We start from the raw sequence: 25,382 nt of genomic DNA, 5'->3' as shown, positions 1-25,382 counted from the left end.
TTTAATTGTGATAAATGTATTTTAAAAGTATCGATTTTTCTTCTTCACTTATTTTTGTAAGTTTTGAAATTAACCATCCGCTATTGTAATCGGCACGGACAAATTGTTCAATCTCAAAATACCATCCCGGTATTTGGAAAAAGTGAAATTTTAAATTTTCAACATATTTAAACTCGAAATAGCCTTGCTTAAATTCATATAAAAACAAAGTTAAGAAATCGGGTTGAAATGTTTTTATCGTATAATTTTCAATATATTTTTTATCGTTAAATACTTTTATCAGATTCATAAAGTCAATTTCATGACTCATAGGATGTAGAAACTTACTTACGTCGGATTTTTTATCGACTAATATTTCGGAAAAAGGCTCAAAATAAACATTGGTTATAACCCATTTATAGCCCATATTTTCTTGCTCTAATTCTAAGAAAAAAGTAACGGTTTTGTCTTCTCCCTTATAGGAAAAAAGTGTTTTTACTTCGGCGAACCAACCTCCGGAATGAAAGTTTAAAAAAAGATTACTATCGGCTAATATATCTGCTTTAAATGCATCACGAAGGTTTGAGGTAAGAGCAGTATTTTTATTATCGAAAAGCATGTTTAAGTACTTTTCGCGAGTTTTAGGATTACGATATTCTTTATCGCGTTTATAATAGCGTACGCCATCAAGTCCTTCTTCATTATTAAATCTACGGAAGAATTGGTTTACTTGTTTGGTTTCGGCATAAAACATTCCCTCGTCACCTAAAACATCATCAACAATTTGTGACTTTAAAGTTCCAAAACTACTTATAATGAAAAGGAATAAAAACAGCCTTATTTTCATTTTGTGGGAATTAAAATTTGCCCATACCTAAATATATAATTTTAAGTATGGGCTTAAAAGGTAATTAGTTTTTGCTTGTTTCTGCTACACGAATATCGCCTAACATAACATCCCAGAACCCGATAGTTCTACCTCCAATTTGGGTTTCTTTACGCTTAACGTAAACTGTAATATCTTTTTTTGTTGTATCAACATATTTTAAATCGTCGCCTTTTAATCCTTCAAAACGTTGATAGATAGTAATTACACCTACGTAAGTTCCGTCGGGCTGGCGTTCTAAATCGCTAATATATTGTATGTTATACCATTTAATATTTACTTGATCGTAGTTTAATGCCATTAGGCGATTTAAATATTTTCTAACGGGATAATATTTTACTTCTTTTCTGTAAAGAGAAGAAACGCCAATCTGACTATTATTGGCAAAAAGCTCTAAAGTCCGTTCAATAACACGATTAGCTTCAGAAAAGCTAGTCTCTTTATTCCCAATAATACTGATATATTTACTTAAATCTTTAACTTTTTCTAAAGCTAAAGAATCGATAGCTTGTTTACGTTCAGGACTAATTTCTTCTTGTGCAAAAGAGCTAAAGCTGAAAAGTCCAATGATAGTAAGTATGATAAATTTTAATTTCATGACCTGCTTTATTTCTTGATTAATTCTATTTCAATAATTTTATGATTCTCGTCAAACTTAATGCTTTCGATTTGACGATCGTATTTTTTAACGTCTTTCAGATAGTTTAGGTAATGATCAATAGTTGTTGGTTTGTCATAATCTTTTTGATTGTCGCCATAAATATTAATTATTAATAAAACAGGAACTTCTGGTGAAGCATAATAAGTTAAAGTTTGATGTATACGAACATTTGCTTCTGCTGCATTTGCGGCTTGTGCAATATTTATGAAATGAGCGTTTATATTATCAATCTCAGCTTGCTTTTTTAGCCGCTGAGCCTCTAATTCTTGTCGCTTTTTTTCTTCTTTTTGTTTACGTAATATCTCTTGATATTCAGCAGATAGTTTAGTTTCAACTTGGTCTATAAGTTGTTCTACTTCAGGATCGCGTAATTGCATATCCTTAATTCTTTTTAGTTCGGCAATCTTTTCCTCATAAGTTTTAGGATTATCATTGCGCAGTAAATCTGTTAAGCTTGCTTTTGCTTGTGCAATTTGATTTGCTAATTCGATAGCTGCTTTTTCAGCTGCAATTTTTTTCTTGCTTTTACATGAGCTTCCTCCAAGAGCAACAGTAAAAACAAGAACTAATGCAATAAGTTTACTCCAATGGAAGTACTTTAATTGAATTTCGTGTTTTTTCATTTTAATTAATTTCTCCAGTTTATAAGATATTTTATCTATCAGTATTTGATAAGTAAAACTATTGTAATTCAAACAATAAAGATAGTCGTTTTTTTAGAGTAAGTAGCTTTACTCTTTTTTTTAAACTATGCTTTACAGCTTGAAAGCACAAAAGTAAGTGATTTTATTAAATTTATACGAATAAGTAGAATCTAATTAATAATTTTTAACAGGCTGTAAAGCTTATTAGGACGTTGTTTTTTAACTTTAAAAGTTATTTTAATGGAAAATATTTTTTTTATCTTAAAACGCTTGCGTATTTAAAAATCTTATCTACTTTTGCACGGCTTGAATAAAAAAAGTTCTTAGCATTGCCGATGTAGCTCAGTTGGTCAGAGCAGCTGATTTGTAATCAGCTGGTCGGGGGTTCGAATCCCTCCATCGGCTCTTTTTTTGGGGAGATTCCAGAGCGGTCAAACGGGGCAGACTGTAAATCTGTTGGCTAAGCCTTCGGAGGTTCGAATCCTCCTCTCCCCACAAAAAAGTTCTTGTATTTAATGCGAAAGGGAAAGAAGAGAAACAGATTTGTTTGTGACTCATTAAGTCTTTGGAAGTTCGAACACGGAGTCTCACGAGCGTAGCGAGTAATCCTCCTCTCCCCACAAAAAAGTTCTTGTATTTAATGCGAAAGGGAAAGAAGAGAAACAGATTTGTTTGTGACTCATTAAGTCTTCGGAAGTTCGAACACGGAGTCTCACGAGCGTAGCGAGTAATCCTCCTCTCCCTACAAAAAATAATATTCAGCGGGAGTAGCTCATTTGGTAGAGCGAAAGCCTTCCAAGCTTTAGGTGGCGAGTTCGAGCCTCGTCTCCCGCTCAAAAGACCTTCAAGATTTTTCTTGGAGGTCTTTTTATTTTTCAAGCATTTCATTATTTTGGTTTTATAGTTTTTGGGGTTTTGGCTTTAGGTGGTCCGTCAGCTGACGGAAGCCTCGTCTCCCGCTCAAGAAGCCTTCAAAGAAATTTGGAGGCTTTTTTGGTTTTTAGAGCAGTAGGTTTTTGTAGATTGTTGGTTAATTAATTCAAGCTATAGGTGGTCTGTCAGCTGACGGAAGCCTCGTTTCTCGCTCAAGAAAGTTTTTAGATTTTTTCCGAAGGGTTTTTTATGGTATATCCTAGTTGTTTTGGATTAAGAACACATTCCGGCATAAACTTATTTCTAAAAATCAATGTTTGGTTTTTTTTGAAGACCATACTTTCCCCATCGAAATTAATACTACACCCAAAATACTAATCAAACCACCCCAAATTTGATGCGCTTGCGGAAGTGTGCCAAAATAAAAGAAAGCTCCAATAAGGACAAATAATCCTTTAGAACTTCCCAATACGCTTGCTCTACCGGCTTCGATATATCGTAAAGCTTGATATCCTGCCAAGGAAGCTAAAAATGGGCCTAAAGTTGATCCTATAATAATATTTAAAAGAGTATTTGATGAAATATGAATAGATTGACCTGAATACCAAAGTACGGCAATAGAGAATAAAGCCAAATGCAAAGTTCTATTTAGCGACATAATAGTCGGGCCAATTCTATGAATGTTTTTCTTGGCGATAATGGTGCTGAAAGAATAAATAAATCCGGAAATGATTATATAATCCGTTCCTTCAATAAAAATGTTTTTAAAAATATTTCCTCCCCGATAACTAATAATAAATGCACCTAATAGAGCTAACGACATACCTATTAATTCTGGAATATTAAATTTTTCTCTTAAAAAGATAAATCCTAATATAGCTACAAAAACAGGATTAATATTTCCGATAAATGAAACTACAGCAGGATTAGGAACGGTGTGTATAGCCAAAAAGAAAAAGCTTGTGCCGCCAATTTCTAAAATTCCTAAAGTAAAAAGTAGTAAAAATTGATTTTTGCTAAAAGTCTTTATTGTCGGGATTTTTTTTTGTTGAATAGTAAATAATATATTCCAAAGAAAACCAAAAGCAAACCAATATGTGCCAAATTGAGCCATACTAACTTCGTTTAAAGCAGCTTTGCTAAAGATGTACACATTGGAAACGGCTATTACAGCAATAAATGCGAAGAGATAGCCTTTAACTCTATTTGATATTTTTAATTTCATTGGCGACAAAAATACGAATACTTTGTCGTGAGCTACGGTATTATATACAATTGTTATAAATATTGTCTAATCTTTTACTGATGCTCGCAGAGTCGTACCCAATACTGACTTTTTTTATCTCTAATGGATTAAAATAAGGTTTGTTAACTAATACATTTTCTAAAGTAGATTTTAATTGCTTTTCGTTTCCGGGTTCTATCAAAAAACCGTTTGATTCATTGCTGTATTGGGCAAGTTCACCGACTTTGGTGGTGATTACAGCTAATCCGCAAGCCATAGCTTCAAAAAATACTATAAGAAAAGTCTCATAATTACTGAACATTACCAGATAATCTGCTTTATGGTATTTTTCTGCTAGTTTTTCTCCTTCTACTACACCATAAAAACGAATAATATTCTCAGGAATGGAAAGGGCTTTTGCGTAATTCTTCATTGCTTTAAAGTCAATGCCGTCACCTACAAACCAAAATTCAAAATCAAACTTCTTTTCTGATAATTGTTTGATAACCCTCAGTATTCCGCTAATATTTTTTGATTTATCTTCAAAAGTACTCACATGAAGAAATATTGTAGTCTGGTTTTTTTCTTTATTTTTAATGGGTTGAAAGAAAATGTCTTCAATAACATTAGGGACAATATGATAATTCTGATTATTCAAACCTTGAGATTGCATTGCTTGCGATAAAGTTTTGCTAACTGGAAGAACGGCTGAGGCTTTTTTAACAACTAGTTTAGTTAATAATTTTCGACTCCAGCCTTTATAAGATCCTGTAACCGGTAAATATCTTGACCAATGCTCTGTTATAATATAAGGAGTGTTGTAAATGCTTTTTATAAGTAGAGCAAAAATACCCAAGCGTGTTAATATATGAACATGCACAAGATTAGGTTTCCCTTTTGCTTTCTTAATCTTTAGAAACCCTACTATTAAGTAGTACCAAAAACGCAATATATTCCATATTTTGCAATTTGAGTTTCGGTAGTAATATATTTGTGTGAAAAGATTATGAGTTTCGGTAGTTTGTTTTCTGTCGATTTTTTCATAAGTAGATACTCCTTGAACATAAAGAACACTAACTCTATTGAGTTTGGCAACGGCTTCTGCGTGTTTTTTCACAAAAAGCCCGAACATTGGATCAAATTTATGAGGATACCAACGAGGAATAAATAGAATATGTTTTAATGTGTTGTTCATTTTCAATACAAACTTAATCTTTATCTTGAAAACAGCTCTTTTTATACTTTTAAATCTATCAATATTTGTATGTCAGATTTTGGTTGTTTAAGAGACTGTATTTTTATGTTTTGAGATTTTAAGAAAAGATTTATCTTTGCGCCTGTTTTGTAAAAATTAAGGATTGCATAAAACTGTTAATAATTTTATTCCTTTAGCTTGAAAAACAACTATTTAACAAATGATGTAGTTTGTTGAAAAACAAAGCCGCTTAATTGTTGAATTCATTTGGTTAATTTTTTCAAGAATGGATTGTTTTTTAAATAATTATTTATACTTTTGCAGTCCGAAAAAATACGGGTTTAAGACAACAATAGAAAAATAATAAATAAATTTATGCCAACAATACAACAATTAGTACGTAAAGGGCGCAAGAAATTGGTTTACAAAAGCAAATCTCGTGCTTTGGATTCTTGTCCTCAGAGACGTGGTGTATGTTTAAGGGTTTATACAACAACACCCAAGAAACCTAATTCTGCTATGCGTAAGGTAGCTAGAGTTCGTTTAACCAATGGAAATGAAGTAAATGCATACATTGGTGGAGAAGGACACAACTTACAAGAACACTCTATTGTTTTGGTTAGAGGGGGTAGAGTAAAAGATTTACCTGGTGTTCGTTATCATATCGTTCGAGGTGCGTTAGATACTTCAGGTGTCGACGGACGTACGCAACGTAGATCTAAGTATGGAACAAAGCGTCCAAAGCAGAAAAAATAATAATACAGTTAAGAGATGAGAAAATCGAAACCAAAAAAGAGAATCATTCTTCCAGATCCAAAATTCAGCGATGTTTTGGTAACGAAGTTTGTAAATAATATGATGTTTTCAGGCAAAAAAAATCTTTCATATGAGATTTTTTATGAAGCACTTACTGTTGTTGAAGAAAAGTTAAGTGAAGAAAATAGCTTGGATGTTTTCAAAAAAGCATTAACAAATGTTACTCCTGGTGTTGAGGTAAGAAGTCGTAGAATTGGAGGTGCAACTTTCCAAATTCCTACTGAAATTCGTCCAGCACGTAAGCAATCAATAGGAATGAAAGCGTTGATAGGTGCCGCACGTAAGCGTCACGAAAAAACAATGAGTCATAAGCTAGCCGGTGAAATCTTAGCTGCATATAAAGAAGAAGGTTCTGCCTTTAAAAAGAAAGAAGATACTCACCGTATGGCCGAAGCAAACAAAGCCTTTTCGCACTTCCGATTTAGGTAGTCGTTTGTTTCACATATTATAAGAATTGGAGATGTCTGATAAACTAGAACATAGAAGAAATATAGGCATAATGGCGCACATAGACGCGGGTAAAACCACGACTACTGAGCGTATTTTGTACTATACAGGTAGGAGCTACAAAATTGGAGAGGTTCACGATGGAGCTGCAACAATGGATTGGATGGTACAGGAGCAAGAAAGAGGGATTACTATTACATCTGCTGCTACAACTGTTCATTGGACTCGTAATGACCAAAAATACAAAATTAATATTATTGACACTCCCGGTCACGTTGACTTTACTGTTGAAGTAGAGCGTTCGTTACGTGTTTTGGATGGTGCTGTTGCGTTGTTTTGTGCCGTTGGTGGTGTTGAGCCTCAATCAGAAACTGTTTGGCGTCAAGCTAATAACTATAATGTACCTCGTATAGCATTCGTTAATAAAATGGATCGTACAGGTGCCGACTTTTTTGATGTCGTAACACAGATTAAAGAAAAATTACATGCAAACCCTGTTCCAATTCAAGTACCTATAGGTGCTGAAGGAGGTTTTCAAGGGGTTGTAGATTTAATTCAAAATAAAGCATTTGTTTGGGATGAGGGTTCTGATGGAGTCGTAATTCGTGAAATTCCTATTCCTGAAGATTTAACAGATATTGTTGAAGATTACAGAATGCAATTATTTGAGGGTGTTGCTGAAGAAAGCGATGAACTTCTCGAGAAATTCATGGAAGATCCTGAGTCTTTGACTATAGACGAGATTACTGAAGCTATTAGGAAAGCAACTATCGAATTACGTATTACTCCGGTAATGTGTGGCACTGCATTTAAAAATAAAGGTGTTCAAATGCTATTGAATGCAGTTATAGATTATTTGCCAAGTCCTTTAGACTTACCTGCCGTAACCGGTATTAACCCAAATACCGAAGAAGAAGAAATTAGAGAAGTTTCTGTAGATGATAAATTTTCTGCTTTAGCTTTTAAAATTGCTACAGATCCTTTTGTTGGTCGTATAGCTTTTTTTCGTGTTTATAGCGGCAAGTTAAAAGCAGGTTCTTATATTTTAAACACAGGTACCGGAAAAAAAGAACGTATTTCTCGTATCATGCAAATGCATGCTAATAAGCAAGAGCCCCTTGATGAAATTACCTGTGGTGATATTGGTGCTGCTGTTGGATTTAAAACTATACGTACGGGCGATACTCTCACAGACTTAGATGCTCCAATTATTTTAGAGCAAATGACTTTCCCTGATCCAGTTATCAATGTATCTATTGAGCCTAAAACTCAAAAAGACATGGATAAATTGGGTGTTGGATTACAAAAATTAGCTGAAGAAGATCCTACATTTAAAGTTCGTACAGATGAAAATACAGGTCAAACCATTATTAGTGGTATGGGTGAACTTCATTTGGATATTTTAGTTGATAGACTAAAACGCGAATTTAAAGTAGAGTGTAATCAAGGTCGCCCAATGGTTTCTTATAAAGAAGCACTTACTGCTACCGTTAAACACCGCGAAGTTTATAAAAAACAATCCGGTGGACGTGGTAAATTTGCTGATATTATTTTTGAAATCGGTCCTGCAGACAAGGGTGTTGATGGATTACAATTTATAGATAAAGTTAAAGGTGGAAATATTCCAAAAGAGTTTATTCCAGCAGTTCAAAAAGGATTTGAAGGAGCAATGACAAATGGTGTATTGGCAGGCTATTCTATAGATAGTATGAAAATTACATTGTTGGATGGATCTTTTCACGGAGTTGATTCCGATCAACTTTCTTTTGAATTAGCTGCTAAACTTGGTTTTAAAGCTACCGCTGCAAAATGTAAACCGGTACTTCTTGAACCAATTATGAAAGTTGAAGTTACTACTCCCGATGATTATATGGGTGATATTACCGGAGACTTGAACCGTCGTAGAGGTATGGTTGAAGGTATGGAAGCTAAAGCTGGAGCGCAAATTATAAAAGCAATAGTACCGTTGCGCGAAATGTTTGGATACGTTACAGTGCTACGTACATTATCTTCAGGTAGAGCATCCTCCTCTATGGAGTTTTCTCATTTTAGTGAAGCCCCACAGTCGGTTTGCGAAGAAGTAATAGAAGGAAAATAATAGAATCAACGATAGAGTATAAATAATAAAATTTAAAAACGTGAGTCAAAGGATTAGAATCAAATTGAAATCGTACGATCACAATCTTGTTGATAACTCTGCAGAGAAAATTGTTAAGACTGTAAAAGCTACAGGTGCAATTGTTAATGGACCAATTCCATTACCAACACATACTAGAATTTATACAGTTAACAAATCAACATTTGTGAACAAAAAAGCAAGAGAGCAATTTCAGTTGAACTCCTACAAAAGACTATTAGATATTTATAGTTCAAATTCAAAAACTATAGATTCTTTAATGAAGTTGGAGTTGCCAAGTGGAGTTGAAGTCGAGATTAAAGTTTAATTTTTAAAAGACTTTTTAAGAAATGTCAGGAATTATAGGAAAAAAAGTTGGGATGACCAGCATATTTACAGAAGACGGGAAAAATATTCCTTGTACTGTTATTGAAGCTGGCCCCTGTGTGGTTACCCAAGTTAGAACCCTCGCCGTAGATGGTTATGAGGCTATTCAACTTGGCTATGACGAAAAGAATTTAAAGCATACAACAAAAGCGTTGCGTGGTCATTTCGAAAAAGCCAAGATTAATCCTCAAAGAGTATTAGTAGAATTTACTCGTTTTGAAGAGCGTAAGAAATTCGGCGATATAGTAACTGTTGATGTATTTAAAGAGGGCGAATACGTAGATGTAGTAGGAACCTCTAAAGGTAAAGGTTTTCAGGGTGTTGTAAAACGTTATAATTTCCGTGGTGTTAATGATGCAACACACGGACAGCATAATCGTTTAAGAGCTCCAGGTTCTTTAGGTGCTTCTTCTTATCCATCGCGTGTATTTAAAGGTATGCGTATGGCAGGTAGAATGGGAGGCGAAAGAACAAAAATGATTAACCTTCAGGTATTGAAAATAGATGCCGAGAAAAATTTATTAGTTGTTAAAGGATCTGTGCCCGGTGCCAAAGGTTCATATGTAATTATTGAGAGATGGAAATAGCAGTTTTAAATATAAGCGGTAAAGATACAGGAAAGAAAGTTGTTTTAAACGACTCTGTATTTGGTGTTGAGCCTAATGATCATGCTATCTATTTAGCTGTGAAACAGTTTATGGCTAACCATAGACAAGGAACACACAGTTCAAAAGAACGTAGTGATCTTTCTGGAAGTACTCGCAAGATTAAACGTCAAAAAGGAACTGGTACTGCCCGTGCGGGTGATATCAAGTCTCCTATTTTTAGAGGCGGTGCACGTGCTTTTGGACCTCACCCTAGAGATTATCATTTTAAATTAAATAAAAAATTGAAAAAAATAGCTCGTCTATCAGCTTTATCGTATAAAGCTAAAGAAGATGCTATTTATGTTGTAGAAGACTTCAGTTTTGAATCAGCTAAAACCAAAAATATGGTTGAGTTGCTGAGTAATTTGAAATTAGATAATGATAAGACACTTTTAGTGTTGAATGATATAAATAAAAACGTACATTTGTCGACTCGAAATTTAGCTGGCATTAAAGTTATAAGTGTTTTAGATTTAAATACTTACGATATTTTAGACGCTAAAAAAATGTTGATTGTAGAAAGTGGCTTAGCTACTTTTGATAAATTAGCTTAATACGAGAAGCAAATAGAAAAGCTTACAAATATGGGTATTATTATTAAGCCGATAATTACAGAGAAAATGACAGCGGTATCTGAAAAGATGCCTAATCGTTATGGTTTTTTGGTAGAGAAATTTGCCAATAAAATTCAGATTAAAAATGCTGTTAAAGAGATCTATGGTAAAGAAGTGATTGATGTTAACACCATGAATTATAATGGTAAAACAAAATCACGTAATACCAAAGGTGGAGTTATCTCTGGAAAAACAAAGGCAGTTAAAAAGGCTATTGTAACATTAGCCGAAGGTGAAACAATTGATTTTTATAGCAATATTTAGATAGATGGCTTTAAAAAAATTCAAACCAACGACCCCCAGTCAGCGCTTTAAAGTAATTAGCGCTTTTGACACAATTACTACCTCTAAACCCGAAAAGAGCTTATTAGCGCCTAAAAAGAAATCAGGTGGTAGAAATAGTGAAGGGAAGATGACTATGCGCTATTTAGGCGGTGGTCATAAGCAAAAATATAGAATAATCGACTTTAAAAGGGATAAAGATGGTGTTCCTGCTACGGTTAAAACTATAGAGTACGATCCAAATCGTTCAGCTCGTATAGCACTTGTTGCTTATGCTGATGGTGAAAAACGATATATTGTTGCTCCACATGGTTTAGAAGTAGGTACCAAAATCGTATCTGGTAAAGGTATTAGTCCTGATGTAGGAAATGCGCTTTATCTAAGTGAAATTCCATTTGGTACGATCATTCATAATATTGAGTTGCGTCCGGGACAAGGAGCTAAAATGGCTCGTAGTGCTGGATCTTATGCACAATTAATGACTCGTGATGGTAAATTTGCTATCATTAAGTTACCTTCCGGCGAAACACGTATGATTCTTCAAACGTGTAAAGCTACTATAGGAATGGTGTCTAATACCGAGCATAACCTAGAACGTTCTGGTAAAGCTGGTAGAAGTCGTTGGTTAGGTCGTCGCCCACGGGTACGTCCTGTAGTAATGAACCCTGTCGATCATCCAATGGGTGGTGGTGAAGGTAGAGCAACCGGTGGTCATCCAAGATCACGTAAGGGGCTTCCTGCTAAAGGGTTTAGAACTCGCGATAAGAAAAAAGACAGCAACAGATATGTTATCGAAAGAAGAAAGAAATAAGTATAAAACTTTAGAACTATGAGTCGTTCATTAAAAAAAGGACCTTTTATACATTACAAGCTTGAGAAAAGAGTGTTAGCAAACGCAGAAGCAACTAAAAAGACTGTTCTTAAAACTTGGTCTAGAGCTTCAATGATTTCTCCGGATTTTGTTGGTCAAACCATAGCTGTCCATAATGGGAACAAGTTTATTCCTGTTTATATTACAGAAAATATGGTAGGTCACAAATTAGGCGAATTTGCACCAACACGTATCTTTAGAGGACATGCGGGTAGTAGAAATAAAGGTAAAAAATAAAGAATATTTAAGCTATGGGAGCTAGAAAACATAATACCGCACAAAAGGCAAAAGAGGCTAAAAAGACTCTTGCTTATGCGAAATTAAATAACTGCCCTACATCTCCCCGAAAAATGAGATTAGTAGCAGATTTAGTAAGAGGCGAAGGCGTTGAAAAAGCACTGTATATCTTAAAGCACTCACCAAAAGAGGCTTCAAACAGACTATACAAACTTCTTTTATCAGCTGTAGCTAACTGGCAAGCTAAAAACGAAGGCAAACGTATGGAAGATGCAAATCTTTACATTAAGGAAGTTTTTGTTGATAGCGGAAGAATGTTAAAAAGAATTCAACCGGCACCACAAGGTCGTGCTCACCGAATTCGTAAGCGTTCTAACCATGTTACACTTACGGTAGATAGCCGAGTAATTGTTGAAGATACTAATTTAAGTAAATAAAGCTATATAAATGGGACAAAAAACAAATCCTATCGGATTAAGATTAGGAATCATCAAAGGATGGGAATCTAATTGGTATGGTGGAAAAAGTTTCGAAGCCAAACTTGTTGAAGATAACAAAATCAGAAAATATTTATCTGTACGTTTATCTAAAGCAAGTGTATCGAAAATTGCTATTGAACGTACTCTTAAATTAGTTACTGTAAATATTCATACTGCTCGTCCGGGTATTATTATTGGTAAAGGCGGACAAGAAGTAGATAAGTTAAAAGAAGAGTTAAAGAAACTTACTAATAAGGAAGTACAAATAAATATCTCTGAAATTAGACGTCCGGAACTTGATGCTACTTTGGTTGCACGTAATGTTGCCAACCAAATTGAAGGACGTATTTCATTCCGTAGAGCTATTAAAACATCTATCGCTTCCACTATGCGTGTTGGAGCAGAAGGAATTAAAATTCTGATTTCCGGTCGCGTTGGTGGTGCTGAAATGGCTCGTTCTGAAATGTATAAGGAAGGAAGAATCCCTTTGCATACACTACGTGCCGACATTGATTATTCATTGGCTGAAGCACATACCACTTATGGTAGAATAGGTATTAAAGTTTGGATTTGTAAAGGAGAAATCTATGGCAAACCAGAATTAGTACCTACTACAGTAAAGAGCGATAGTAAAGGTGGAAAACACCCTCAACATAGAAGAAGAAAATAATATTAACATTTAAGATTTATAAAAATGTTACAACCCAAAAAAACAAAGTTTAGAAAGCAGCAAAAAGGAAAAATGAAGGGGAATTCCGAAAGAGGAAATCAACTTGCATTTGGATCTTTTGGTATAAAAGCATTAGAAGAAACTTGGTTAACAGGGAGACAAATTGAAGCTGCTCGTCAGGCTATTACACGTAAAATGAAGCGTGAAGGTCAGTTGTGGATTCGCGTTTTCCCCGATAAACCTCTTACTAAAAAACCTGCAGAAGTACGTATGGGTAAAGGAAAAGGTGCTCCGGAATTATTCGTAGCACGTATTACTCCTGGACGAATCATATTTGAATCCGAGGGCGTGAATTTAGAAACGGCTAAAGAAGCAATGCGTTTAGGTTCGCAAAAGCTTCCAATCACCACGAAATTTATTGTTAGACGGGATTACGTAGAAGCTTAAAATTAGAAACTATGAAAAATTCGGAGATAAGAGAATTATCAACAAAAGATATTCATGAAAGATTGGAAGACGCAAGACTTCAACTTACAAAAGCGAAACTAAATCATGCTGTTTCGCCACTTGAAAATGCAAATGTTTTGAAAGAAATGAGAGCTACTGTTGCTCGGCTTTTAACAGAACTTACCAGCAGAGGAATTGCTGAACAATCAAAATAATACAAGAAGATGGAAAGAAATCTGAGAAAAGAAAGAATAGGTCTTGTTGTGAGTAACAAAATGGAGAAGTCTATTACTGTTGTTATTGAACGTAAAGAGAAGCACCCTATTTATGGTAAATTCTTAAAAAGAACTAAAAAGTTCATTGCACACGACGAGAACAACGATTGTAATATTGGCGACACTGTTAAAATTACAGAAACACGCCCTTTGAGCAAGAATAAGCGTTGGAGATTAGTAGAAATTTTAGAAAGAGCTAAATAATCATGTTACAACAAGAAAGTAGATGTGCAGTAGCCGACAATAGCGGCGCAAAAGAAGTTCTAATTATTCGTGTTCTTGGTGGAACAGGAAGACGTTATGCCTCTGTTGGCGACAAAGTTGTTGTTACTGTTAAAAGTGCCATTCCTTCCGGAAATGTTAAGAAAGGTACAGTAGTTACAGCAGTTGTTGTTAGAACTAAAAAAGAAATAAGACGCCCTGATGGATCTTATATTCGCTTTGACGATAATGCAGTAGTTTTATTAAATCCTACCGGTGAAATGTCAGGCACTCGTATTTTTGGTCCAGTTGCCAGAGAGTTAAGGGAAAAAAGTTTTATGAAAATTGTGTCTTTAGCACCTGAGGTGTTGTAAGAACCTAATTATTAAGTTTATGAAGGCGAAAATACGTATTAAAAAAGGAGATACAGTTAAAGTTCTTAGCGGAGAAGATAAAGGAAAATCCGGTAGAGTTTTAATTGTTGATGCCGCCAAAGGTCGTGCCATTGTAGAAGGAACTAATATGGTTTCTAAACACACTAAGCCAAATGCCACTCACCCACAAGGAGGTATCATTAAGAAAGAAGCTCCTATTCATTTATCTAACTTAATGCTCGTTGATGCAAAGGGAGTAGCTAGTAAGATTGTGATTAAAAAAGATGAAAAAACAGGAAAGTCGATAAGAGTTTCAAAAAAATCAGGGGAGGTAATTAAGTAATGGATTATTCACCAAGATTAAGAGATAAATACTTCAAGGAAGTAGTGCCAGCTTTACAAAAGCAATTTAACTACAAAAGTAGTATGCAAGTGCCTAAGATAGTGAAGATTTCACTAAATCAAGGCTTAAGCGATGGCGTAACAGATAAAAAACGTGTTGATTTAGGTGCGGAAGAAATGACTTCAATTTCCGGTCAAAAAGCAGTTATCACTCGTTCCAAACGCGATATTTCTAACTTTAAGTTAAGAAAAGGCGTTCCTGTTGGTGTTAGAGTAACTTTAAGAAGAAACAATATGTTTGAGTTTTTGGATCGTTTAATTTCGGTTTCAATTCCTCGTATACGTGACTTCCGTGGTATTAATGAAAAAGGATTTGATGGTCGTGGAAACTTCACATTTGGAGTTACAGAACAAATCATCTTTCCTGAAATTGATATTGATAAAGTTGCTAAAATCAATGGTATGAATATTACTATTGTAACTACAGCTAAAACCGATAAGGAATGCTATGCGTTACTTAAAGAATTTGGTTTTCCATTTAAAAATTTTAAAAATAAATAGGATATGGCTAAAGAATCAATGAAAGCGAGAGAAGTTAAAAGACAAAAACTCGTTGATAAATATGCTGCCAAAAGAGCGGAACTAAAAGCTGCTGGTGATTATGTAGGTTTACAGAAACTACCAAAAAACTCTACTCCCGTTCGTTTGCACAACCGTTGTAAATTATCTGGTCGTCCAAAAGGCTATATGCGTCAATTTGGAGTATCTCGTATCAATTTCCGCGAAATGGCCAGTAATGGTTTAATACCAGGTATTAAAAAGGCTAGTTGGTAGTCGATAAATATTAAGAAATTTAGAAAGAGGATAAAATGAATACAGATCCAATTGCAGATTATTTAACAAGAATTAGAAATGCCGTTAGTGCCGAGCATAGAATTGTTGAAATTCCAAGCTCTAACCTAAAAAAGGCAATAACTAAAATTTTGTTTGAAAAAGGATACATCCTTCAGTACAAGATGGAAGACGAAGGTACTATTAACAGTCGCATTAAAATTGCACTTAAATATCATCCGGTAACTAAAGTCAATGCAATCAATAAGATTCAAAGAATTAGTACTCCCGGTTTAAGAAAGTATGTTAATAGCAGAGAATTACCTCGCGTTTTGAACGGTCTTGGAGTTGCTATCATTTCTACTTCGCAAGGAGTTATGACTGATAAAGAAGCTCGTAAGTTGAACATCGGTGGAGAAGTATTGTGTTACGTAAGTTAATTTAGGAGAAAACGATATGTCAAGAATCGGAAAATTAGCGATTACAATTCCTGCAGGAGTTACCGTTCAGGTTGATAAGGCCAATAAGGTTACCGTTAAAGGGAAATTAGGCGAATTGCAGCAACAAGTAGATCCAAATATTTCAGTTACAGTTGAAGGAACAGAAATACATGTTGATCGTACTAACGAAAGTAAAGATACACGTTCTAAGCACGGTCTTTATCGTTCACTTATTGCCAATATGGTAGAAGGTGTTTCGGTAGGTTTTAAAACCGTACAAGAATTTGTTGGTGTTGGTTATAAAGTGGAAGTAAAAGGTCAAGTATTAGACATGGCTTTAGGATATTCTCATTATATTTTGTTTAGTATCCCTCCGGAAGTTAAAGCTGAAGCAATTACCGAAAGAGGTAAAAATCCAAAGCTTATTATGACTAGTCATGATAAACAACTTTTAGGTCAGGTTGCTGCAAAAATCAGAAGCTTACGCAAACCAGAACCATACAAAGGAAAAGGAATTAAATTCGAAGGCGAAGTTCTAAGAAAGAAAGCTGGTAAAACAGCTGCAAAATAAGTATTAATCTTGCCTGGTGTTTAGCCAGGTTTATGAATGTCTTTAAAAATGAAAGTAAAGAACAGAAAAGAGTATCGCAGACTTAAAATTAAGAGACGAGTCCGTAAAAAGATTAGCGGTAATGCTGCACGTCCAAGAATGTCTGTGTTCAGAAGTAACAAGCAAATTTATGTTCAATTAATTGACGATTTAAGTGGAAGCACTCTTGTTTCAGCTTCTTCTCGTGAGGAAGAAATTGCAACTCAGAAAGTAAATAAAATTGAACAAGCTGCTCTTGTTGGTAAATTAATTGCCACTAAAGCAAAAGAAGCAGGTATAGAAGAAGTTGTTTTTGATAGAAACGGCTACTTATACCACGGTAGAGTTAAATCATTGGCTGATGCTGCTAGAGAAGGCGGCCTTAAACTATAATAAATTATGGCGAACGCAAATGTAAAAAGAGTTAAGTCCAGCGATATCGAGTTTAAAGATAAAGTTGTGAGTATTCAACGTGTAACTAAGGTTACTAAAGGTGGTAGAAATTTTAGTTTTTCTGCTGTAGTTGTTGTTGGGAATGAAAATGGAGTTGTTGGTCACGGTTTAGGTAAAGCAAATGAAGTTACTTCTGCTATTGCTAAAGGTATTGACGATGCTAAGAAAAATTTAATTAAAGTACCAATATTAAATGGTACACTACCTCATGAGCAATCTGCAAAATATAGCGGAGCTCGTGTATTTATTAAGCCTGCTTCTCCAGGTACAGGAGTTATTGCAGGTGGTGCTATGCGTGCAGTACTTGAAAGTGTTGGAGTTAGAGACGTTTTAGCTAAGTCTAAAGGTTCTTCTAATCCACATTCAGTTGTTAAAGCTACAATAGAAGCTTTAAAATTATTGCGCGATGCTAAAACAATTGCTCAATTAAGAGGTGTTGATTTAAATACAGTATTTAACGGATAATATCGCATTGCTATGGAATACAAGAAAGCTAAAATAACTCAGGTACGTAGCCGCATTGGTCGTCCTGAGCGTCAGAAAAGAACATTGGATGCGCTTGGTTTAACTAAAATGAATCAGGTTAGAGAAGTTGTCCTTACACCTCAAGTAGAGGGAATGATAAATAAAATAAAGCATTTGCTTTTAGTTGAAGAAATTTAAAATCATTATATAATGGATTTAAGTAATTTACAACCTGCAGAAGGTTCAATAAAAGAAAGAAAAAGAATTGGTCGTGGTCAAGGATCAACCCGAGGAGGCACTTCTACAAGAGGTCATAAGGGAGCCAAATCACGTTCAGGATATAAACGTAAAGCTGGTTTTGAAGGTGGTCAAATGCCTTTATTCCGTCGTGTCCCTAAATTTGGTTTCAAAAATATTAATCGTGTAGAATATCAAGCAGTAAATATTGATAGTTTACAAAGATTAGCAACTGAAAAGGGTATTACTACTTTTACCCAAGACGTGCTTATTGAAAACGGATTAGTGAATAAAAATGGTAATAAGGTTAAAATCTTAGGTAGAGGCGAATTAACATCAAAAATTGAAGTTACAGCCCATGCTTATACAAAAACAGCTCAGAAAGCTATAGAAGAACAAGGCGGTACAGCCAACACTATCTAAAACTAAGATTCATGAAAAAATTAATCGAGACTATTAGGAATATTGCTAAAATAGAAGAACTCCGTAAGAGGATACTTTATACTATTGGTATTATTCTTATTTATCGTTTAGGTTCCTATGTTGTTCTTCCGGGAGTAGATCCTAGTGAGTTGGAAAACCTTAAAAACCAAACAAGTGGTGGTTTATTAGGTTTATTGAATATGTTTTCGGGAGGATCTTTTTCTAGAGCGTCTATTTTTGCATTGGGAATTATGCCCTATATTTCAGCTTCTATTGTTATTCAGTTGCTTGGAATGGCAATTCCTTATTTTCAGAAGCTGCAGAAAGAGGGAGAGAGTGGAAGGAATAAAATTAATCAGATTACTCGCTATTTGACTGTTGCCATTACAGGTTTGCAGGCTCCTAGTTATATTGCTAATCTTGTTAATCAGCTTCCCCCACAAGCAATTAGCCCATTTGACCCGAGTGTTACGTCTCCATCTACATTTTTCTGGGTTTCTTCTGTTATAATTTTAGTAGCAGGAACTATGTTTGTAATGTGGTTAGGTGAGAAAATTACGGATAAAGGGATAGGAAACGGTATTTCACTTATTATTATGATAGGTATTATTGCACGCCTGCCTTTTGCCTTATTTGGTGAGTTTATTTCTCGCATGGAAGAACAGGGTGGTGGTTTAGTTGTATTTATTTTAGAAATTGCTTTTTTAGTATTAGTCATTCTTGTCACCATTCTTTTGGTTCAAGGAACTCGAAGAATTCCTGTTCAATATGCTAAACGAATAGTTGGTAATAAACAATACGGAGGTGTTCGTCAGTATATTCCTTTAAAAGTGAATGCTGCTGGTGTTATGCCTATCATCTTTGCTCAAGCAATTATGTTCCTTCCAATTACATTGGCAGGATTTGCTGAGTCTGAAATGATGTCTGGATTTGCCGCTACATTTTCTAATATAAATGGTTTTTGGTATAATTTCGTTTTTGCTTTAATGATAATCATCTTTACTTATTTCTATACTGCTGTTACGATTAATCCTAATCAAATGGCTGATGATATGAAAAAGAATGGTGGTTTTATTCCCGGTGTTAAACCAGGAAAGAAAACAGCTCAATTTTTAGATGATGTAATGTCGAAAATTACTTTACCAGGGTCTATATTTTTAGCCTTAGTAGCTATTATGCCGGCATTTGTTAGACTGATAGGAGTAAATCAAACTTTTGCTAATTTCTTTGGCGGAACATCACTTTTGATTTTAGTTGGAGTTGTATTGGATACACTTCAGCAAGTTGAAAGTCATTTGTTGATGCGTCATTATGATGGATTAACAAAATCAGGTAGGATTAAAGGACGTACTGGTGGAGCATCAGGAATGTAAATTATGTCAAGAGATTCTATACAATATAAAACCGATGCAGAGATAGAGCTGCAAAGAGAAAGTTCTTTACTTGTTGGTAAAACATTGGCTGAAGTTGCCAAGATTTTAAAACCGGGTGTTAGCACTAAAGCATTAGACGAATTAGCTGAAACTTATATTCGCGATAATGCTGCACTTCCTGGATTTAAAGGTTACGGTGGGTTTCCTGCTACTTTATGCATTTCTATTAATGATGAAGTCGTTCATGGTATTCCGGGTGATAGAGTAGTTGAAGATGGCGATGTGGTTTCTATTGATTGTGGAACAATTAAGCATGGTTTTTATGGCGATTCTGCTTATACCTTTGCCGTTGGTAATGTTAATGAAGAAGTGAAATTATTGTTGCAACGCACTAAAGAATCTCTTTATTTAGCAATTGAACAAGCCGTTGTTGGTAAACGTGTTGGCGATATTGGTTATGCCGTTCAGAATTATTGCGAAAGTTTTGGTTATGGTGTTGTTCGCGATTTAGTTGGTCATGGAGTGGGAAGAAATTTGCACGAAAAACCAGAAGTTCCTAATTTTGGACGCCGAGGTACAGGACCTAAATTAAAAGAAGGAATGTGTATAGCTGTTGAACCTATGATAACTCTTGGAAGTTATGATATTAAGCAAGATGCTGACGGTTGGACAATTCGTACAATAGATGGTTTGCCGGCAGCACATTATGAACATGATTTAGCTATTAGAAAAGGCAAAGCAGATGTTTTATCTACATTCAAATATATTGAAGAAGTATTAAACAAACAACAATAAAAGAAGACGTATGGCAAAACAAATGTCAATAGAACAAGATGGTACGGTAATAGAGAGTTTAGGAAACGCTATGTTTCGTGTCGAATTTGCAAATGGACATCAGATTACAGCTCATATTTCCGGTAAAATGCGAATGCATTATATTAAAATATTACCCGGTGATCGTGTAAAAGTTGAAATGTCGCCCTACGATTTATCAAAAGGAAGAATAACATTTAGATATAAATAAGAAACGATGAAAACAAGAGCATCAATTAAAAAGAGAAGCGCTGACTGCAAAATCGTTCGCAGAAAAGGTGTATTATTCGTAATAAATAAAAAAAATCCTAAGTTTAAACAACGTCAAGGATAGTTAATTTATAATATAAGATTATATGGCTAGGATTGCAGGTATTGATTTACCAAAACAAAAAAGAGGAGAGATTGGGCTAACCTATATCTATGGTATTGGTAGAAGTAGAGCGCAACAAATTCTAACAGAAGCCAATGTTGATTGGTCTAAAAAAGTTGAAGACTGGAGTGATGAAGAGCAACAAAACATTCGTTCAATTATTGGTTCTAATTACCGTGTTGAAGGTGAACTTCGTTCGGAAACTCAAATGAATATCAAGCGTTTGATGGACATTGGTTGTTATCGTGGAATACGTCATCGTCTTGGTTTACCTCTTAGAGGTCAAAAAACCAAAAATAACGCAAGAACACGTAAAGGTCGGAAGAAGACAGTTGCTGGTAAGAAAAAAGTTGTTAAATAACGGTTGCGTTAGCAAAATCTTTTAAGATTAGTAATAGTTTAAATTATGGCAAAGAATACAAAAAAAAGCACTAAGAAACGTGTAGTTAAAATTGAGCCTATTGGAAAAGCATTTATTAATGCCTCTTTCAACAACATTATTATTTCTTTAACCAATAATAATGGTCAGGTTATCTCTTGGTCTTCTGCAGGTAAGATGGGTTTTAGAGGAAGTAAGAAAAATACTCCTTATGCTGCTCAGCTTGCTGCTACAGATTGTTCAAAAGTAGCTTACGACCTTGGTTTAAGAAAGGTAAAAGTATATGTTAAAGGTCCAGGTGCAGGTCGCGATAGCGCAATCCGTACCATTCATACCGCAGGTATCGAAGTAACCGAAATCAAGGATGTTACACCATTGCCACACAATGGTTGTAGACCTCCTAAAAGAAGAAGAGTATAAATTTTGTTTAAAAACAAATTGTTAAATTTGTACAGCTTTACTGATAATTTTTTAGCTGTACTTAAAAAGTAATTAATATGGCAAGATACATTGGTCCAAAGACCAAAATTGCACGCAGGTTCAACGACCCAATTTTTGGGCCTGACAAGTCCTATGAGAAGAAAAATTATCCTCCTGGACAACATGGAAACAGCCGTCGAAGAGGAAAAGTCTCAGAGTACGGAATCCAATTAAAAGAAAAACAAAAAGCCAAATTCACTTATGGCATTTTAGAGAAACAATTTAGAAATCTATTCAAAAGAGCCGCAGGTAAAAAAGGTATTACAGGTGAAATACTATTACAACTTATCGAAGCTCGTTTAGATAATACCGTTTATCGTTTAGGATATGCTCCTACACGTGCCGGTGCTCGTCAATTGGTTTCTCATCGTCATATCACAGTAAATGGTGATATAGTTAATATTCCTTCCTACAGCTTACGCCCAGGAGATGTTGTTGGCATTAGAGAAAGATCAAAATCTTTAGAGGTAGTTGCCGATTCACTCGCTTCGCGAATGAACTTTTCTTGGCTAGAATGGGATGCTGATACTTTAACAGGAAAATTTATCAGTTACCCTGAACGTGCTGATATACCAGAAAAGATCAACGAACAACTTATCGTTGAACTTTATTCGAAATAATAAATAATAAATTTTTTTAACGAAGAAGAGAGGAATTTATATGGCTATTTTAGCATTCCAAAAACCCGATAAAGTAATAATGATTCAAGCTGATGAATTCAAAGGTAAATTTGAATTTCGTCCTTTAGAGCCTGGATTTGGAATTACCATAGGTAATGCATTGAGGCGGATTTTATTATCATCTCTCGAAGGCTTTGCAGTTACCAACATCCGTATTGAAGGTGTTGATCATGAATTTTCTTCTATCGAAGGTGTGGTAGAAGATGTAACCGATATTATTTTAGCATTGAAAAAAGTTAGATTTAAACAACAAATCGAAACTGAAACAACTGAAAAAGTAAATGTCGTTATCGGTGGTCAAGAGCAATTCAAAGCAGGAGATATCAATAAATATTTATCCATTTTTCAAGTATTAAACCCAGAAGAGGTTATTTGTAATATGGAAACTTCAGTAAAATTAAATATTGAACTTACTATCGATAAAGGTAGGGGATATGTTCCTGCTGAAGAAAATAAAAACATTAACAACCCTGTTGGAACTATTGCTATCGATTCTATTCATACACCAATTAAAAATGTGAATTATCACATGGAAAATTATCGTGTTGAACAAAAAACCGACTATGAAAAATTGGTTATCGAATTAGAAAGTGACGGTTCTATTTCTCCGAAAGATGCTTTGCAAGAAGCTGCCAAAATTCTTATTCATCACTTCATGTTATTCTCCGATGAGAAAATAACATTAGAAACTGAAGAAAAATCAGTTTCAGAAGAGTTTGATGAGAACACTTTGCATGTTCGTCAATTACTGAAAACAAAATTAATTGATATGGATTTATCCGTTCGTGCATTGAATTGTTTAAAAGCAGCAGATGTTGATACACTTGGAGAACTTGTAGCCTTTAATAAAAACGATTTGTTGAAGTTCAGAAACTTTGGTCGTAAATCGTTAACCGAATTAGAAGATTTAGTGAAAACTAAAAATCTGGAATTCGGAATGAATATCTCTAAATATAAATTAGATAAGGACTAATAAAATGAGACACCGTAAGAATTTTAATCATTTAGGAAGAAATACAGCTCACAGAAAGGCTATGCTTTCAAATATGGCAACTTCCTTGATTCTACATAAAAGAATTAAAACAACCTTGGCTAAAGCAAAAGCACTACGTATGTACGTAGAGCCTTTGGTAACTAGGGCAAAATCAGATACTACTCACGATCGTCGTATGGTTTTTAGTTATTTACAAAGCAAAGAAGCTATTGGCGAATTGTTTGGTGTAATTTCTGAAAAAGTTGCTGACCGCCCGGGCGGATATACTCGTATTATTAAGCTTGGTACTCGTTTAGGTGATAATGCTGAAATGTGTATGATTGAGTTTGTTGATTTTAACGAGCATATGTTAAGTCAAAAAACGGAAAGTAAAAAAGCTGAAAAAACAACACGTCGTAGTCGTCGTGGCGGTAAGAAAAAATCAACTGCTGCTCCTGTTGCTGACGTTACTGCTGAAACTGCCGTTGCTGAAGAAGCGTCTGCTGAAGTGGAAGAAACAGCTAAAGCTGTTGAAGAAACAAAAGTTGAAGATGTTAAAGAAGAGAAATCTTCTGATGAAAAGACTGAAGAAAAAGAATAACATTCTTCAATTCAAAAAATTAAGGGATGGGCTATTTGTGCATCCCTTTTTTTATGTATTTTTTTTGTATCTTTAGAGATGAAACTATATTTTAATAACATAAAAAATTAATATTATGAGTGCAATAACAAATATTCATGCACGAGAAATTCTCGATTCAAGAGGTAATCCAACCGTTGAGGTTGAGGTGTTTACAAGTAATGGTGTTGTAGGTAGAGCTGCAGTTCCTTCTGGAGCATCAACAGGTGTTCATGAAGCTGTTGAATTACGCGATGGAGATAAATCACGTTTTATGGGAAAAGGTGTTTTGCAAGCCGTCCAAAATGTAAACAAAATTTTAAACGAAGAGCTACAAGGTTATTATGTTTCCGATCAAGTAGATATTGATACTGCTATGATTGAACTTGATGGTACTCCAAATAAGGGAAAACTTGGTGCAAATGCTATTTTAGGCGTTTCTCTTGCTGTTGCTAATGCTGCTGCTCAAGAAACCGGACAATATCTTTATCGCTATATTGGTGGTGTTAATGCTAACACTTTGCCTATTCCAATGATGAATATCATCAATGGTGGCTCTCATGCCGATAATAGCATCGATTTTCAAGAATTTATGATTATGCCTGTTGGAGCAGAAAGCTTCTCACAAGCACTTAGAATGGGATCCGAAGTTTTTCATAACCTAAAGTCTGTTCTTAAAAAAATGGGTCATTCAACAAATGTTGGTGACGAGGGTGGATTTGCTCCAAACCTTTCTTCTAACGAAGAAGCTATTAAAGTAATTTTACAAGCTATTGAAAAAGCAGGATATCGTCCAGGTGAAGATATTTATTTGGCTTTGGATCCGGCTTCCGCTGAATATTATCTTCCGGAAGAAGATAAATACCATTTAAAATGGTCAACAGGTGATAAACTTTCACCAGCAGAGATGGTTGATTTCTGGGACGGATGGGCTAAAAAATATCCTATTATCTCTATTGAAGATGGAATGAGCGAAGACGATTGGAATGGTTGGAAGCTGATGACAGATAAAATGGGCGATCGTATTCAGTTAGTAGGCGACGATTTATTTGTTACTAATACTGAACGTTTAGCTAAAGGTATTTCTATGGATATTGCTAACTCAATTTTGATTAAAGTGAATCAGATTGGTACTTTGACGGAGACAATTAATGCTATTAATATGGCAAAAGATAATTCTTATACTACTGTTATCAGTCACCGTTCCGGCGAAACAGAAGATACGACTATTGCCGATTTGGCTGTTGCATTAAATACCGGACAAATTAAAACCGGTTCTGCCAGTCGTACCGACAGAATAGCTAAGTATAACCAGCTAATGAGAATTGAAGAAATTCTTGGATCGTCAGCTCGCTATCTTGGTAAAAATTTCAAATACGTTAAATAGGAAATTTAGTTTATTAAGTTTAATTAGCCCTTCTACTTTTGGTGGAGGGGCTTTTTTATAGATGGATTTCCGGAACTGCTCGGCTTAATCTTCCGCCAGTAGGCGGACAAGACTGATTAGGTTGTATTTTTCTTTTCCTCTTTTAATTCTAAAATACATTAAAACGGTCAGGAGACCGTGATTATATCAAGCTTAATCT

The 25,382-nt window shown here is 34.8% G+C and carries 39 protein-coding genes and 3 tRNA genes; 37 read left to right on the top strand and 5 right to left on the bottom strand.

Annotation, left to right across the window (positions count from 1 at the left end; all coding sequences use genetic code 11):
- Nucleotide 1: 1 nt before the first annotated feature.
- From J7K39_08875 to J7K39_08865, 3 genes are all read right to left on the bottom strand, one after another.
- Nucleotides 2-826, bottom strand: a complete 825-nt coding sequence (locus J7K39_08875; protein MCD6180002.1) for a hypothetical protein — start codon at nucleotides 824-826, stop codon at nucleotides 2-4.
- 64 nt (nucleotides 827-890) lie between these two features.
- The gene (locus J7K39_08870) at nucleotides 891-1,463 is read right to left on the bottom strand and encodes a hypothetical protein (protein ID MCD6180001.1); all 573 of its coding nucleotides are present in this window, start codon (nucleotides 1,461-1,463) and stop codon (nucleotides 891-893) included.
- 8 nt (nucleotides 1,464-1,471) lie between these two features.
- Entirely contained in the window at nucleotides 1,472-2,149 is a 678-nt protein-coding gene (locus J7K39_08865; protein ID MCD6180000.1) for a hypothetical protein, read from the bottom strand.
- Between the two features lie 352 nt (nucleotides 2,150-2,501).
- Between J7K39_08865 and J7K39_08860 the strand changes: the two genes are divergently transcribed.
- The 3 genes from J7K39_08860 (at nucleotide 2,502) to J7K39_08850 (ending at nucleotide 3,004) form a co-directional block, all read left to right on the top strand.
- Nucleotides 2,502-2,575 (top strand) — tRNA-Thr (locus tag J7K39_08860).
- An 8-nt stretch (nucleotides 2,576-2,583) separates the two neighbouring features.
- Nucleotides 2,584-2,665 (top strand) — tRNA-Tyr (locus tag J7K39_08855).
- 266 nt (nucleotides 2,666-2,931) lie between these two features.
- A tRNA-Gly gene (locus J7K39_08850) sits at nucleotides 2,932-3,004 on the top strand.
- A gap of 349 nt (nucleotides 3,005-3,353) precedes the next feature.
- On the opposite strand, the gene J7K39_08845 is transcribed toward J7K39_08850, so the two are convergent.
- Nucleotides 3,354-4,268: a DMT family transporter gene (locus J7K39_08845; GenBank protein MCD6179999.1), complete on the bottom strand. Its 915-nt coding sequence runs from the start codon at nucleotides 4,266-4,268 to the stop codon at nucleotides 3,354-3,356.
- A 40-nt stretch (nucleotides 4,269-4,308) separates the two neighbouring features.
- Nucleotides 4,309-5,463: a glycosyltransferase gene (locus J7K39_08840; GenBank protein ID MCD6179998.1), complete on the bottom strand. Its 1,155-nt coding sequence runs from the start codon at nucleotides 5,461-5,463 to the stop codon at nucleotides 4,309-4,311.
- A 375-nt stretch (nucleotides 5,464-5,838) separates the two neighbouring features.
- On the opposite strand from J7K39_08840, the gene J7K39_08835 reads away from it, so the two are divergent.
- The 34 genes from J7K39_08835 to eno all read left to right on the top strand — a co-directional run bounded on the left by J7K39_08835 (nucleotide 5,839) and on the right by eno (nucleotide 25,183).
- A complete protein-coding gene (locus J7K39_08835; GenBank protein ID MCD6179997.1) occupies nucleotides 5,839-6,219 on the top strand; it encodes a 30S ribosomal protein S12 in 381 nt (126 codons plus the stop codon).
- Between the two features lie 15 nt (nucleotides 6,220-6,234).
- Nucleotides 6,235-6,708 carry a 30S ribosomal protein S7 gene (rpsG, locus tag J7K39_08830; GenBank protein ID MCD6179996.1) on the top strand — a complete coding sequence of 158 codons (474 nt, stop codon included), beginning with the start codon at nucleotides 6,235-6,237 and terminating at the stop codon, nucleotides 6,706-6,708.
- Between the two features lie 31 nt (nucleotides 6,709-6,739).
- On the top strand, nucleotides 6,740-8,824 hold the full coding sequence (gene fusA, locus J7K39_08825) for an elongation factor G (protein ID MCD6179995.1): 2,085 nt from the start codon (nucleotides 6,740-6,742) through the stop codon (nucleotides 8,822-8,824).
- Nucleotides 8,825-8,864: 40 nt separating this feature from the next.
- On the top strand, nucleotides 8,865-9,170 hold the full coding sequence (rpsJ, locus tag J7K39_08820) for a 30S ribosomal protein S10 (GenBank protein MCD6179994.1): 306 nt from the start codon (nucleotides 8,865-8,867) through the stop codon (nucleotides 9,168-9,170).
- Between the two features lie 22 nt (nucleotides 9,171-9,192).
- Nucleotides 9,193-9,816 (top strand): 50S ribosomal protein L3, encoded by a 624-nt coding sequence (rplC, locus tag J7K39_08815; protein MCD6179993.1) that lies wholly within the window; start codon nucleotides 9,193-9,195, stop codon nucleotides 9,814-9,816.
- On the top strand, nucleotides 9,807-10,430 hold the full coding sequence (gene rplD, locus J7K39_08810; protein ID MCD6179992.1) for a 50S ribosomal protein L4: 624 nt from the start codon (nucleotides 9,807-9,809) through the stop codon (nucleotides 10,428-10,430). The genes rplC and rplD overlap by 10 nt, the downstream gene beginning before the upstream one ends.
- 30 nt (nucleotides 10,431-10,460) lie before the next feature.
- Entirely contained in the window at nucleotides 10,461-10,754 is a 294-nt protein-coding gene (rplW, locus tag J7K39_08805) for a 50S ribosomal protein L23 (protein MCD6179991.1), read from the top strand.
- A gap of 4 nt (nucleotides 10,755-10,758) precedes the next feature.
- Nucleotides 10,759-11,583 (top strand): 50S ribosomal protein L2, encoded by an 825-nt coding sequence (rplB, locus tag J7K39_08800; protein ID MCD6179990.1) that lies wholly within the window; start codon nucleotides 10,759-10,761, stop codon nucleotides 11,581-11,583.
- Between the two features lie 18 nt (nucleotides 11,584-11,601).
- Nucleotides 11,602-11,880, top strand: coding sequence for a 30S ribosomal protein S19 (gene rpsS, locus J7K39_08795; GenBank protein ID MCD6179989.1), 279 nt, complete (start codon nucleotides 11,602-11,604; stop codon nucleotides 11,878-11,880).
- A gap of 14 nt (nucleotides 11,881-11,894) precedes the next feature.
- Nucleotides 11,895-12,317, top strand: a complete 423-nt coding sequence (gene rplV / locus J7K39_08790; protein ID MCD6179988.1) for a 50S ribosomal protein L22 — start codon at nucleotides 11,895-11,897, stop codon at nucleotides 12,315-12,317.
- Between the two features lie 10 nt (nucleotides 12,318-12,327).
- The gene (gene rpsC, locus J7K39_08785; protein MCD6179987.1) at nucleotides 12,328-13,029 is read left to right on the top strand and encodes a 30S ribosomal protein S3; all 702 of its coding nucleotides are present in this window, start codon (nucleotides 12,328-12,330) and stop codon (nucleotides 13,027-13,029) included.
- A gap of 24 nt (nucleotides 13,030-13,053) precedes the next feature.
- Nucleotides 13,054-13,476 carry a 50S ribosomal protein L16 gene (gene rplP, locus J7K39_08780; protein MCD6179986.1) on the top strand — a complete coding sequence of 141 codons (423 nt, stop codon included), beginning with the start codon at nucleotides 13,054-13,056 and terminating at the stop codon, nucleotides 13,474-13,476.
- Nucleotides 13,477-13,487: 11 nt separating this feature from the next.
- Entirely contained in the window at nucleotides 13,488-13,691 is a 204-nt protein-coding gene (rpmC, locus tag J7K39_08775) for a 50S ribosomal protein L29 (protein ID MCD6179985.1), read from the top strand.
- A gap of 9 nt (nucleotides 13,692-13,700) precedes the next feature.
- Nucleotides 13,701-13,955 (top strand): 30S ribosomal protein S17, encoded by a 255-nt coding sequence (gene rpsQ, locus J7K39_08770; GenBank protein ID MCD6179984.1) that lies wholly within the window; start codon nucleotides 13,701-13,703, stop codon nucleotides 13,953-13,955.
- Between the two features lie 2 nt (nucleotides 13,956-13,957).
- Entirely contained in the window at nucleotides 13,958-14,326 is a 369-nt protein-coding gene (rplN, locus tag J7K39_08765; GenBank protein ID MCD6179983.1) for a 50S ribosomal protein L14, read from the top strand.
- A gap of 19 nt (nucleotides 14,327-14,345) precedes the next feature.
- Nucleotides 14,346-14,669 (top strand): 50S ribosomal protein L24, encoded by a 324-nt coding sequence (rplX, locus tag J7K39_08760; protein ID MCD6179982.1) that lies wholly within the window; start codon nucleotides 14,346-14,348, stop codon nucleotides 14,667-14,669.
- Nucleotides 14,669-15,229, top strand: coding sequence for a 50S ribosomal protein L5 (rplE, locus tag J7K39_08755; GenBank protein ID MCD6179981.1), 561 nt, complete (start codon nucleotides 14,669-14,671; stop codon nucleotides 15,227-15,229). The genes rplX and rplE overlap by 1 nt, the downstream gene beginning before the upstream one ends.
- Before the next feature lie 3 nt (nucleotides 15,230-15,232).
- On the top strand, nucleotides 15,233-15,502 hold the full coding sequence (rpsN, locus tag J7K39_08750; protein ID MCD6179980.1) for a 30S ribosomal protein S14: 270 nt from the start codon (nucleotides 15,233-15,235) through the stop codon (nucleotides 15,500-15,502).
- A 35-nt stretch (nucleotides 15,503-15,537) separates the two neighbouring features.
- Nucleotides 15,538-15,939 (top strand): 30S ribosomal protein S8, encoded by a 402-nt coding sequence (gene rpsH, locus J7K39_08745; GenBank protein MCD6179979.1) that lies wholly within the window; start codon nucleotides 15,538-15,540, stop codon nucleotides 15,937-15,939.
- 16 nt (nucleotides 15,940-15,955) lie between these two features.
- Nucleotides 15,956-16,510 (top strand): 50S ribosomal protein L6, encoded by a 555-nt coding sequence (rplF, locus tag J7K39_08740; protein MCD6179978.1) that lies wholly within the window; start codon nucleotides 15,956-15,958, stop codon nucleotides 16,508-16,510.
- A gap of 48 nt (nucleotides 16,511-16,558) precedes the next feature.
- Nucleotides 16,559-16,921 (top strand): 50S ribosomal protein L18, encoded by a 363-nt coding sequence (gene rplR / locus J7K39_08735; GenBank protein MCD6179977.1) that lies wholly within the window; start codon nucleotides 16,559-16,561, stop codon nucleotides 16,919-16,921.
- A gap of 6 nt (nucleotides 16,922-16,927) precedes the next feature.
- Nucleotides 16,928-17,446: a 30S ribosomal protein S5 gene (rpsE, locus tag J7K39_08730; GenBank protein MCD6179976.1), complete on the top strand. Its 519-nt coding sequence runs from the start codon at nucleotides 16,928-16,930 to the stop codon at nucleotides 17,444-17,446.
- Nucleotides 17,447-17,458: 12 nt separating this feature from the next.
- Entirely contained in the window at nucleotides 17,459-17,644 is a 186-nt protein-coding gene (rpmD, locus tag J7K39_08725) for a 50S ribosomal protein L30 (protein ID MCD6179975.1), read from the top strand.
- Nucleotides 17,645-17,656: 12 nt separating this feature from the next.
- Nucleotides 17,657-18,106 carry a 50S ribosomal protein L15 gene (gene rplO, locus J7K39_08720; protein MCD6179974.1) on the top strand — a complete coding sequence of 150 codons (450 nt, stop codon included), beginning with the start codon at nucleotides 17,657-17,659 and terminating at the stop codon, nucleotides 18,104-18,106.
- A gap of 11 nt (nucleotides 18,107-18,117) precedes the next feature.
- Nucleotides 18,118-19,479: a preprotein translocase subunit SecY gene (gene secY / locus J7K39_08715; GenBank protein MCD6179973.1), complete on the top strand. Its 1,362-nt coding sequence runs from the start codon at nucleotides 18,118-18,120 to the stop codon at nucleotides 19,477-19,479.
- Between the two features lie 3 nt (nucleotides 19,480-19,482).
- Nucleotides 19,483-20,274 (top strand): type I methionyl aminopeptidase, encoded by a 792-nt coding sequence (gene map / locus J7K39_08710; GenBank protein ID MCD6179972.1) that lies wholly within the window; start codon nucleotides 19,483-19,485, stop codon nucleotides 20,272-20,274.
- Between the two features lie 10 nt (nucleotides 20,275-20,284).
- Entirely contained in the window at nucleotides 20,285-20,503 is a 219-nt protein-coding gene (infA, locus tag J7K39_08705) for a translation initiation factor IF-1 (protein ID MCD6179971.1), read from the top strand.
- A 6-nt stretch (nucleotides 20,504-20,509) separates the two neighbouring features.
- The gene (gene rpmJ, locus J7K39_08700; protein MCD6179970.1) at nucleotides 20,510-20,626 is read left to right on the top strand and encodes a 50S ribosomal protein L36; all 117 of its coding nucleotides are present in this window, start codon (nucleotides 20,510-20,512) and stop codon (nucleotides 20,624-20,626) included.
- Nucleotides 20,627-20,648: 22 nt separating this feature from the next.
- Nucleotides 20,649-21,026, top strand: a complete 378-nt coding sequence (gene rpsM, locus J7K39_08695) for a 30S ribosomal protein S13 (GenBank protein ID MCD6179969.1) — start codon at nucleotides 20,649-20,651, stop codon at nucleotides 21,024-21,026.
- A gap of 45 nt (nucleotides 21,027-21,071) precedes the next feature.
- A complete protein-coding gene (rpsK, locus tag J7K39_08690) occupies nucleotides 21,072-21,464 on the top strand; it encodes a 30S ribosomal protein S11 (protein ID MCD6179968.1) in 393 nt (130 codons plus the stop codon).
- A 77-nt stretch (nucleotides 21,465-21,541) separates the two neighbouring features.
- Nucleotides 21,542-22,144, top strand: a complete 603-nt coding sequence (gene rpsD, locus J7K39_08685) for a 30S ribosomal protein S4 (protein ID MCD6179967.1) — start codon at nucleotides 21,542-21,544, stop codon at nucleotides 22,142-22,144.
- Between the two features lie 40 nt (nucleotides 22,145-22,184).
- Nucleotides 22,185-23,177 carry a DNA-directed RNA polymerase subunit alpha gene (locus J7K39_08680; protein MCD6179966.1) on the top strand — a complete coding sequence of 331 codons (993 nt, stop codon included), beginning with the start codon at nucleotides 22,185-22,187 and terminating at the stop codon, nucleotides 23,175-23,177.
- A 4-nt stretch (nucleotides 23,178-23,181) separates the two neighbouring features.
- A complete protein-coding gene (rplQ, locus tag J7K39_08675) occupies nucleotides 23,182-23,778 on the top strand; it encodes a 50S ribosomal protein L17 (protein MCD6179965.1) in 597 nt (198 codons plus the stop codon).
- A gap of 115 nt (nucleotides 23,779-23,893) precedes the next feature.
- A complete protein-coding gene (eno, locus tag J7K39_08670) occupies nucleotides 23,894-25,183 on the top strand; it encodes a phosphopyruvate hydratase (GenBank protein ID MCD6179964.1) in 1,290 nt (429 codons plus the stop codon).
- Nucleotides 25,184-25,382 lie beyond the last annotated feature (199 nt).

The organism is Bacteroidales bacterium, from assembly GCA_021157585.1.
Taxonomy (GTDB): Bacteria; Bacteroidota; Bacteroidia; order Bacteroidales; family UBA12170; genus UBA12170.
This window is presented reverse-complemented; position numbering and strand designations above follow the sequence as displayed.

Bases quoted from the DNA above. Each gene is read 5' to 3' on its own strand.
- J7K39_08875 (MCD6180002.1), bottom strand. From the start codon at position 826: ATGAAAATAAGGCTGTTTTTATTCCTTTTCATTATAAGTAGTTTTGGA.
- J7K39_08870 (MCD6180001.1), bottom strand. From the start codon at position 1,463: ATGAAATTAAAATTTATCATACTTACTATCATTGGACTTTTCAGCTTT.
- J7K39_08865 (MCD6180000.1), bottom strand. From the start codon at position 2,149: ATGAAAAAACACGAAATTCAATTAAAGTACTTCCATTGGAGTAAACTT.
- J7K39_08845 (MCD6179999.1), bottom strand. From the start codon at position 4,268: ATGAAATTAAAAATATCAAATAGAGTTAAAGGCTATCTCTTCGCATTT.
- J7K39_08840 (MCD6179998.1), bottom strand. From the start codon at position 5,463: ATGAACAACACATTAAAACATATTCTATTTATTCCTCGTTGGTATCCT.
- J7K39_08835 (MCD6179997.1), top strand. From the start codon at position 5,839: ATGCCAACAATACAACAATTAGTACGTAAAGGGCGCAAGAAATTGGTT.
- rpsG (MCD6179996.1), top strand. From the start codon at position 6,235: ATGAGAAAATCGAAACCAAAAAAGAGAATCATTCTTCCAGATCCAAAA.
- fusA (MCD6179995.1), top strand. From the start codon at position 6,740: ATGTCTGATAAACTAGAACATAGAAGAAATATAGGCATAATGGCGCAC.
- rplC (MCD6179993.1), top strand. From the start codon at position 9,193: ATGTCAGGAATTATAGGAAAAAAAGTTGGGATGACCAGCATATTTACA.
- rplD (MCD6179992.1), top strand. From the start codon at position 9,807: ATGGAAATAGCAGTTTTAAATATAAGCGGTAAAGATACAGGAAAGAAA.
- rplW (MCD6179991.1), top strand. From the start codon at position 10,461: ATGGGTATTATTATTAAGCCGATAATTACAGAGAAAATGACAGCGGTA.
- rplB (MCD6179990.1), top strand. From the start codon at position 10,759: ATGGCTTTAAAAAAATTCAAACCAACGACCCCCAGTCAGCGCTTTAAA.
- rpsS (MCD6179989.1), top strand. From the start codon at position 11,602: ATGAGTCGTTCATTAAAAAAAGGACCTTTTATACATTACAAGCTTGAG.
- rplV (MCD6179988.1), top strand. From the start codon at position 11,895: ATGGGAGCTAGAAAACATAATACCGCACAAAAGGCAAAAGAGGCTAAA.
- rpsC (MCD6179987.1), top strand. From the start codon at position 12,328: ATGGGACAAAAAACAAATCCTATCGGATTAAGATTAGGAATCATCAAA.
- rplP (MCD6179986.1), top strand. From the start codon at position 13,054: ATGTTACAACCCAAAAAAACAAAGTTTAGAAAGCAGCAAAAAGGAAAA.
- rpmC (MCD6179985.1), top strand. From the start codon at position 13,488: ATGAAAAATTCGGAGATAAGAGAATTATCAACAAAAGATATTCATGAA.
- rpsQ (MCD6179984.1), top strand. From the start codon at position 13,701: ATGGAAAGAAATCTGAGAAAAGAAAGAATAGGTCTTGTTGTGAGTAAC.
- rplN (MCD6179983.1), top strand. From the start codon at position 13,958: ATGTTACAACAAGAAAGTAGATGTGCAGTAGCCGACAATAGCGGCGCA.
- rplX (MCD6179982.1), top strand. From the start codon at position 14,346: ATGAAGGCGAAAATACGTATTAAAAAAGGAGATACAGTTAAAGTTCTT.
- rplE (MCD6179981.1), top strand. From the start codon at position 14,669: ATGGATTATTCACCAAGATTAAGAGATAAATACTTCAAGGAAGTAGTG.
- rpsN (MCD6179980.1), top strand. From the start codon at position 15,233: ATGGCTAAAGAATCAATGAAAGCGAGAGAAGTTAAAAGACAAAAACTC.
- rpsH (MCD6179979.1), top strand. From the start codon at position 15,538: ATGAATACAGATCCAATTGCAGATTATTTAACAAGAATTAGAAATGCC.
- rplF (MCD6179978.1), top strand. From the start codon at position 15,956: ATGTCAAGAATCGGAAAATTAGCGATTACAATTCCTGCAGGAGTTACC.
- rplR (MCD6179977.1), top strand. From the start codon at position 16,559: ATGAAAGTAAAGAACAGAAAAGAGTATCGCAGACTTAAAATTAAGAGA.
- rpsE (MCD6179976.1), top strand. From the start codon at position 16,928: ATGGCGAACGCAAATGTAAAAAGAGTTAAGTCCAGCGATATCGAGTTT.
- rpmD (MCD6179975.1), top strand. From the start codon at position 17,459: ATGGAATACAAGAAAGCTAAAATAACTCAGGTACGTAGCCGCATTGGT.
- rplO (MCD6179974.1), top strand. From the start codon at position 17,657: ATGGATTTAAGTAATTTACAACCTGCAGAAGGTTCAATAAAAGAAAGA.
- secY (MCD6179973.1), top strand. From the start codon at position 18,118: ATGAAAAAATTAATCGAGACTATTAGGAATATTGCTAAAATAGAAGAA.
- map (MCD6179972.1), top strand. From the start codon at position 19,483: ATGTCAAGAGATTCTATACAATATAAAACCGATGCAGAGATAGAGCTG.
- infA (MCD6179971.1), top strand. From the start codon at position 20,285: ATGGCAAAACAAATGTCAATAGAACAAGATGGTACGGTAATAGAGAGT.
- rpmJ (MCD6179970.1), top strand. From the start codon at position 20,510: ATGAAAACAAGAGCATCAATTAAAAAGAGAAGCGCTGACTGCAAAATC.
- rpsM (MCD6179969.1), top strand. From the start codon at position 20,649: ATGGCTAGGATTGCAGGTATTGATTTACCAAAACAAAAAAGAGGAGAG.
- rpsK (MCD6179968.1), top strand. From the start codon at position 21,072: ATGGCAAAGAATACAAAAAAAAGCACTAAGAAACGTGTAGTTAAAATT.
- rpsD (MCD6179967.1), top strand. From the start codon at position 21,542: ATGGCAAGATACATTGGTCCAAAGACCAAAATTGCACGCAGGTTCAAC.
- J7K39_08680 (MCD6179966.1), top strand. From the start codon at position 22,185: ATGGCTATTTTAGCATTCCAAAAACCCGATAAAGTAATAATGATTCAA.
- rplQ (MCD6179965.1), top strand. From the start codon at position 23,182: ATGAGACACCGTAAGAATTTTAATCATTTAGGAAGAAATACAGCTCAC.
- eno (MCD6179964.1), top strand. From the start codon at position 23,894: ATGAGTGCAATAACAAATATTCATGCACGAGAAATTCTCGATTCAAGA.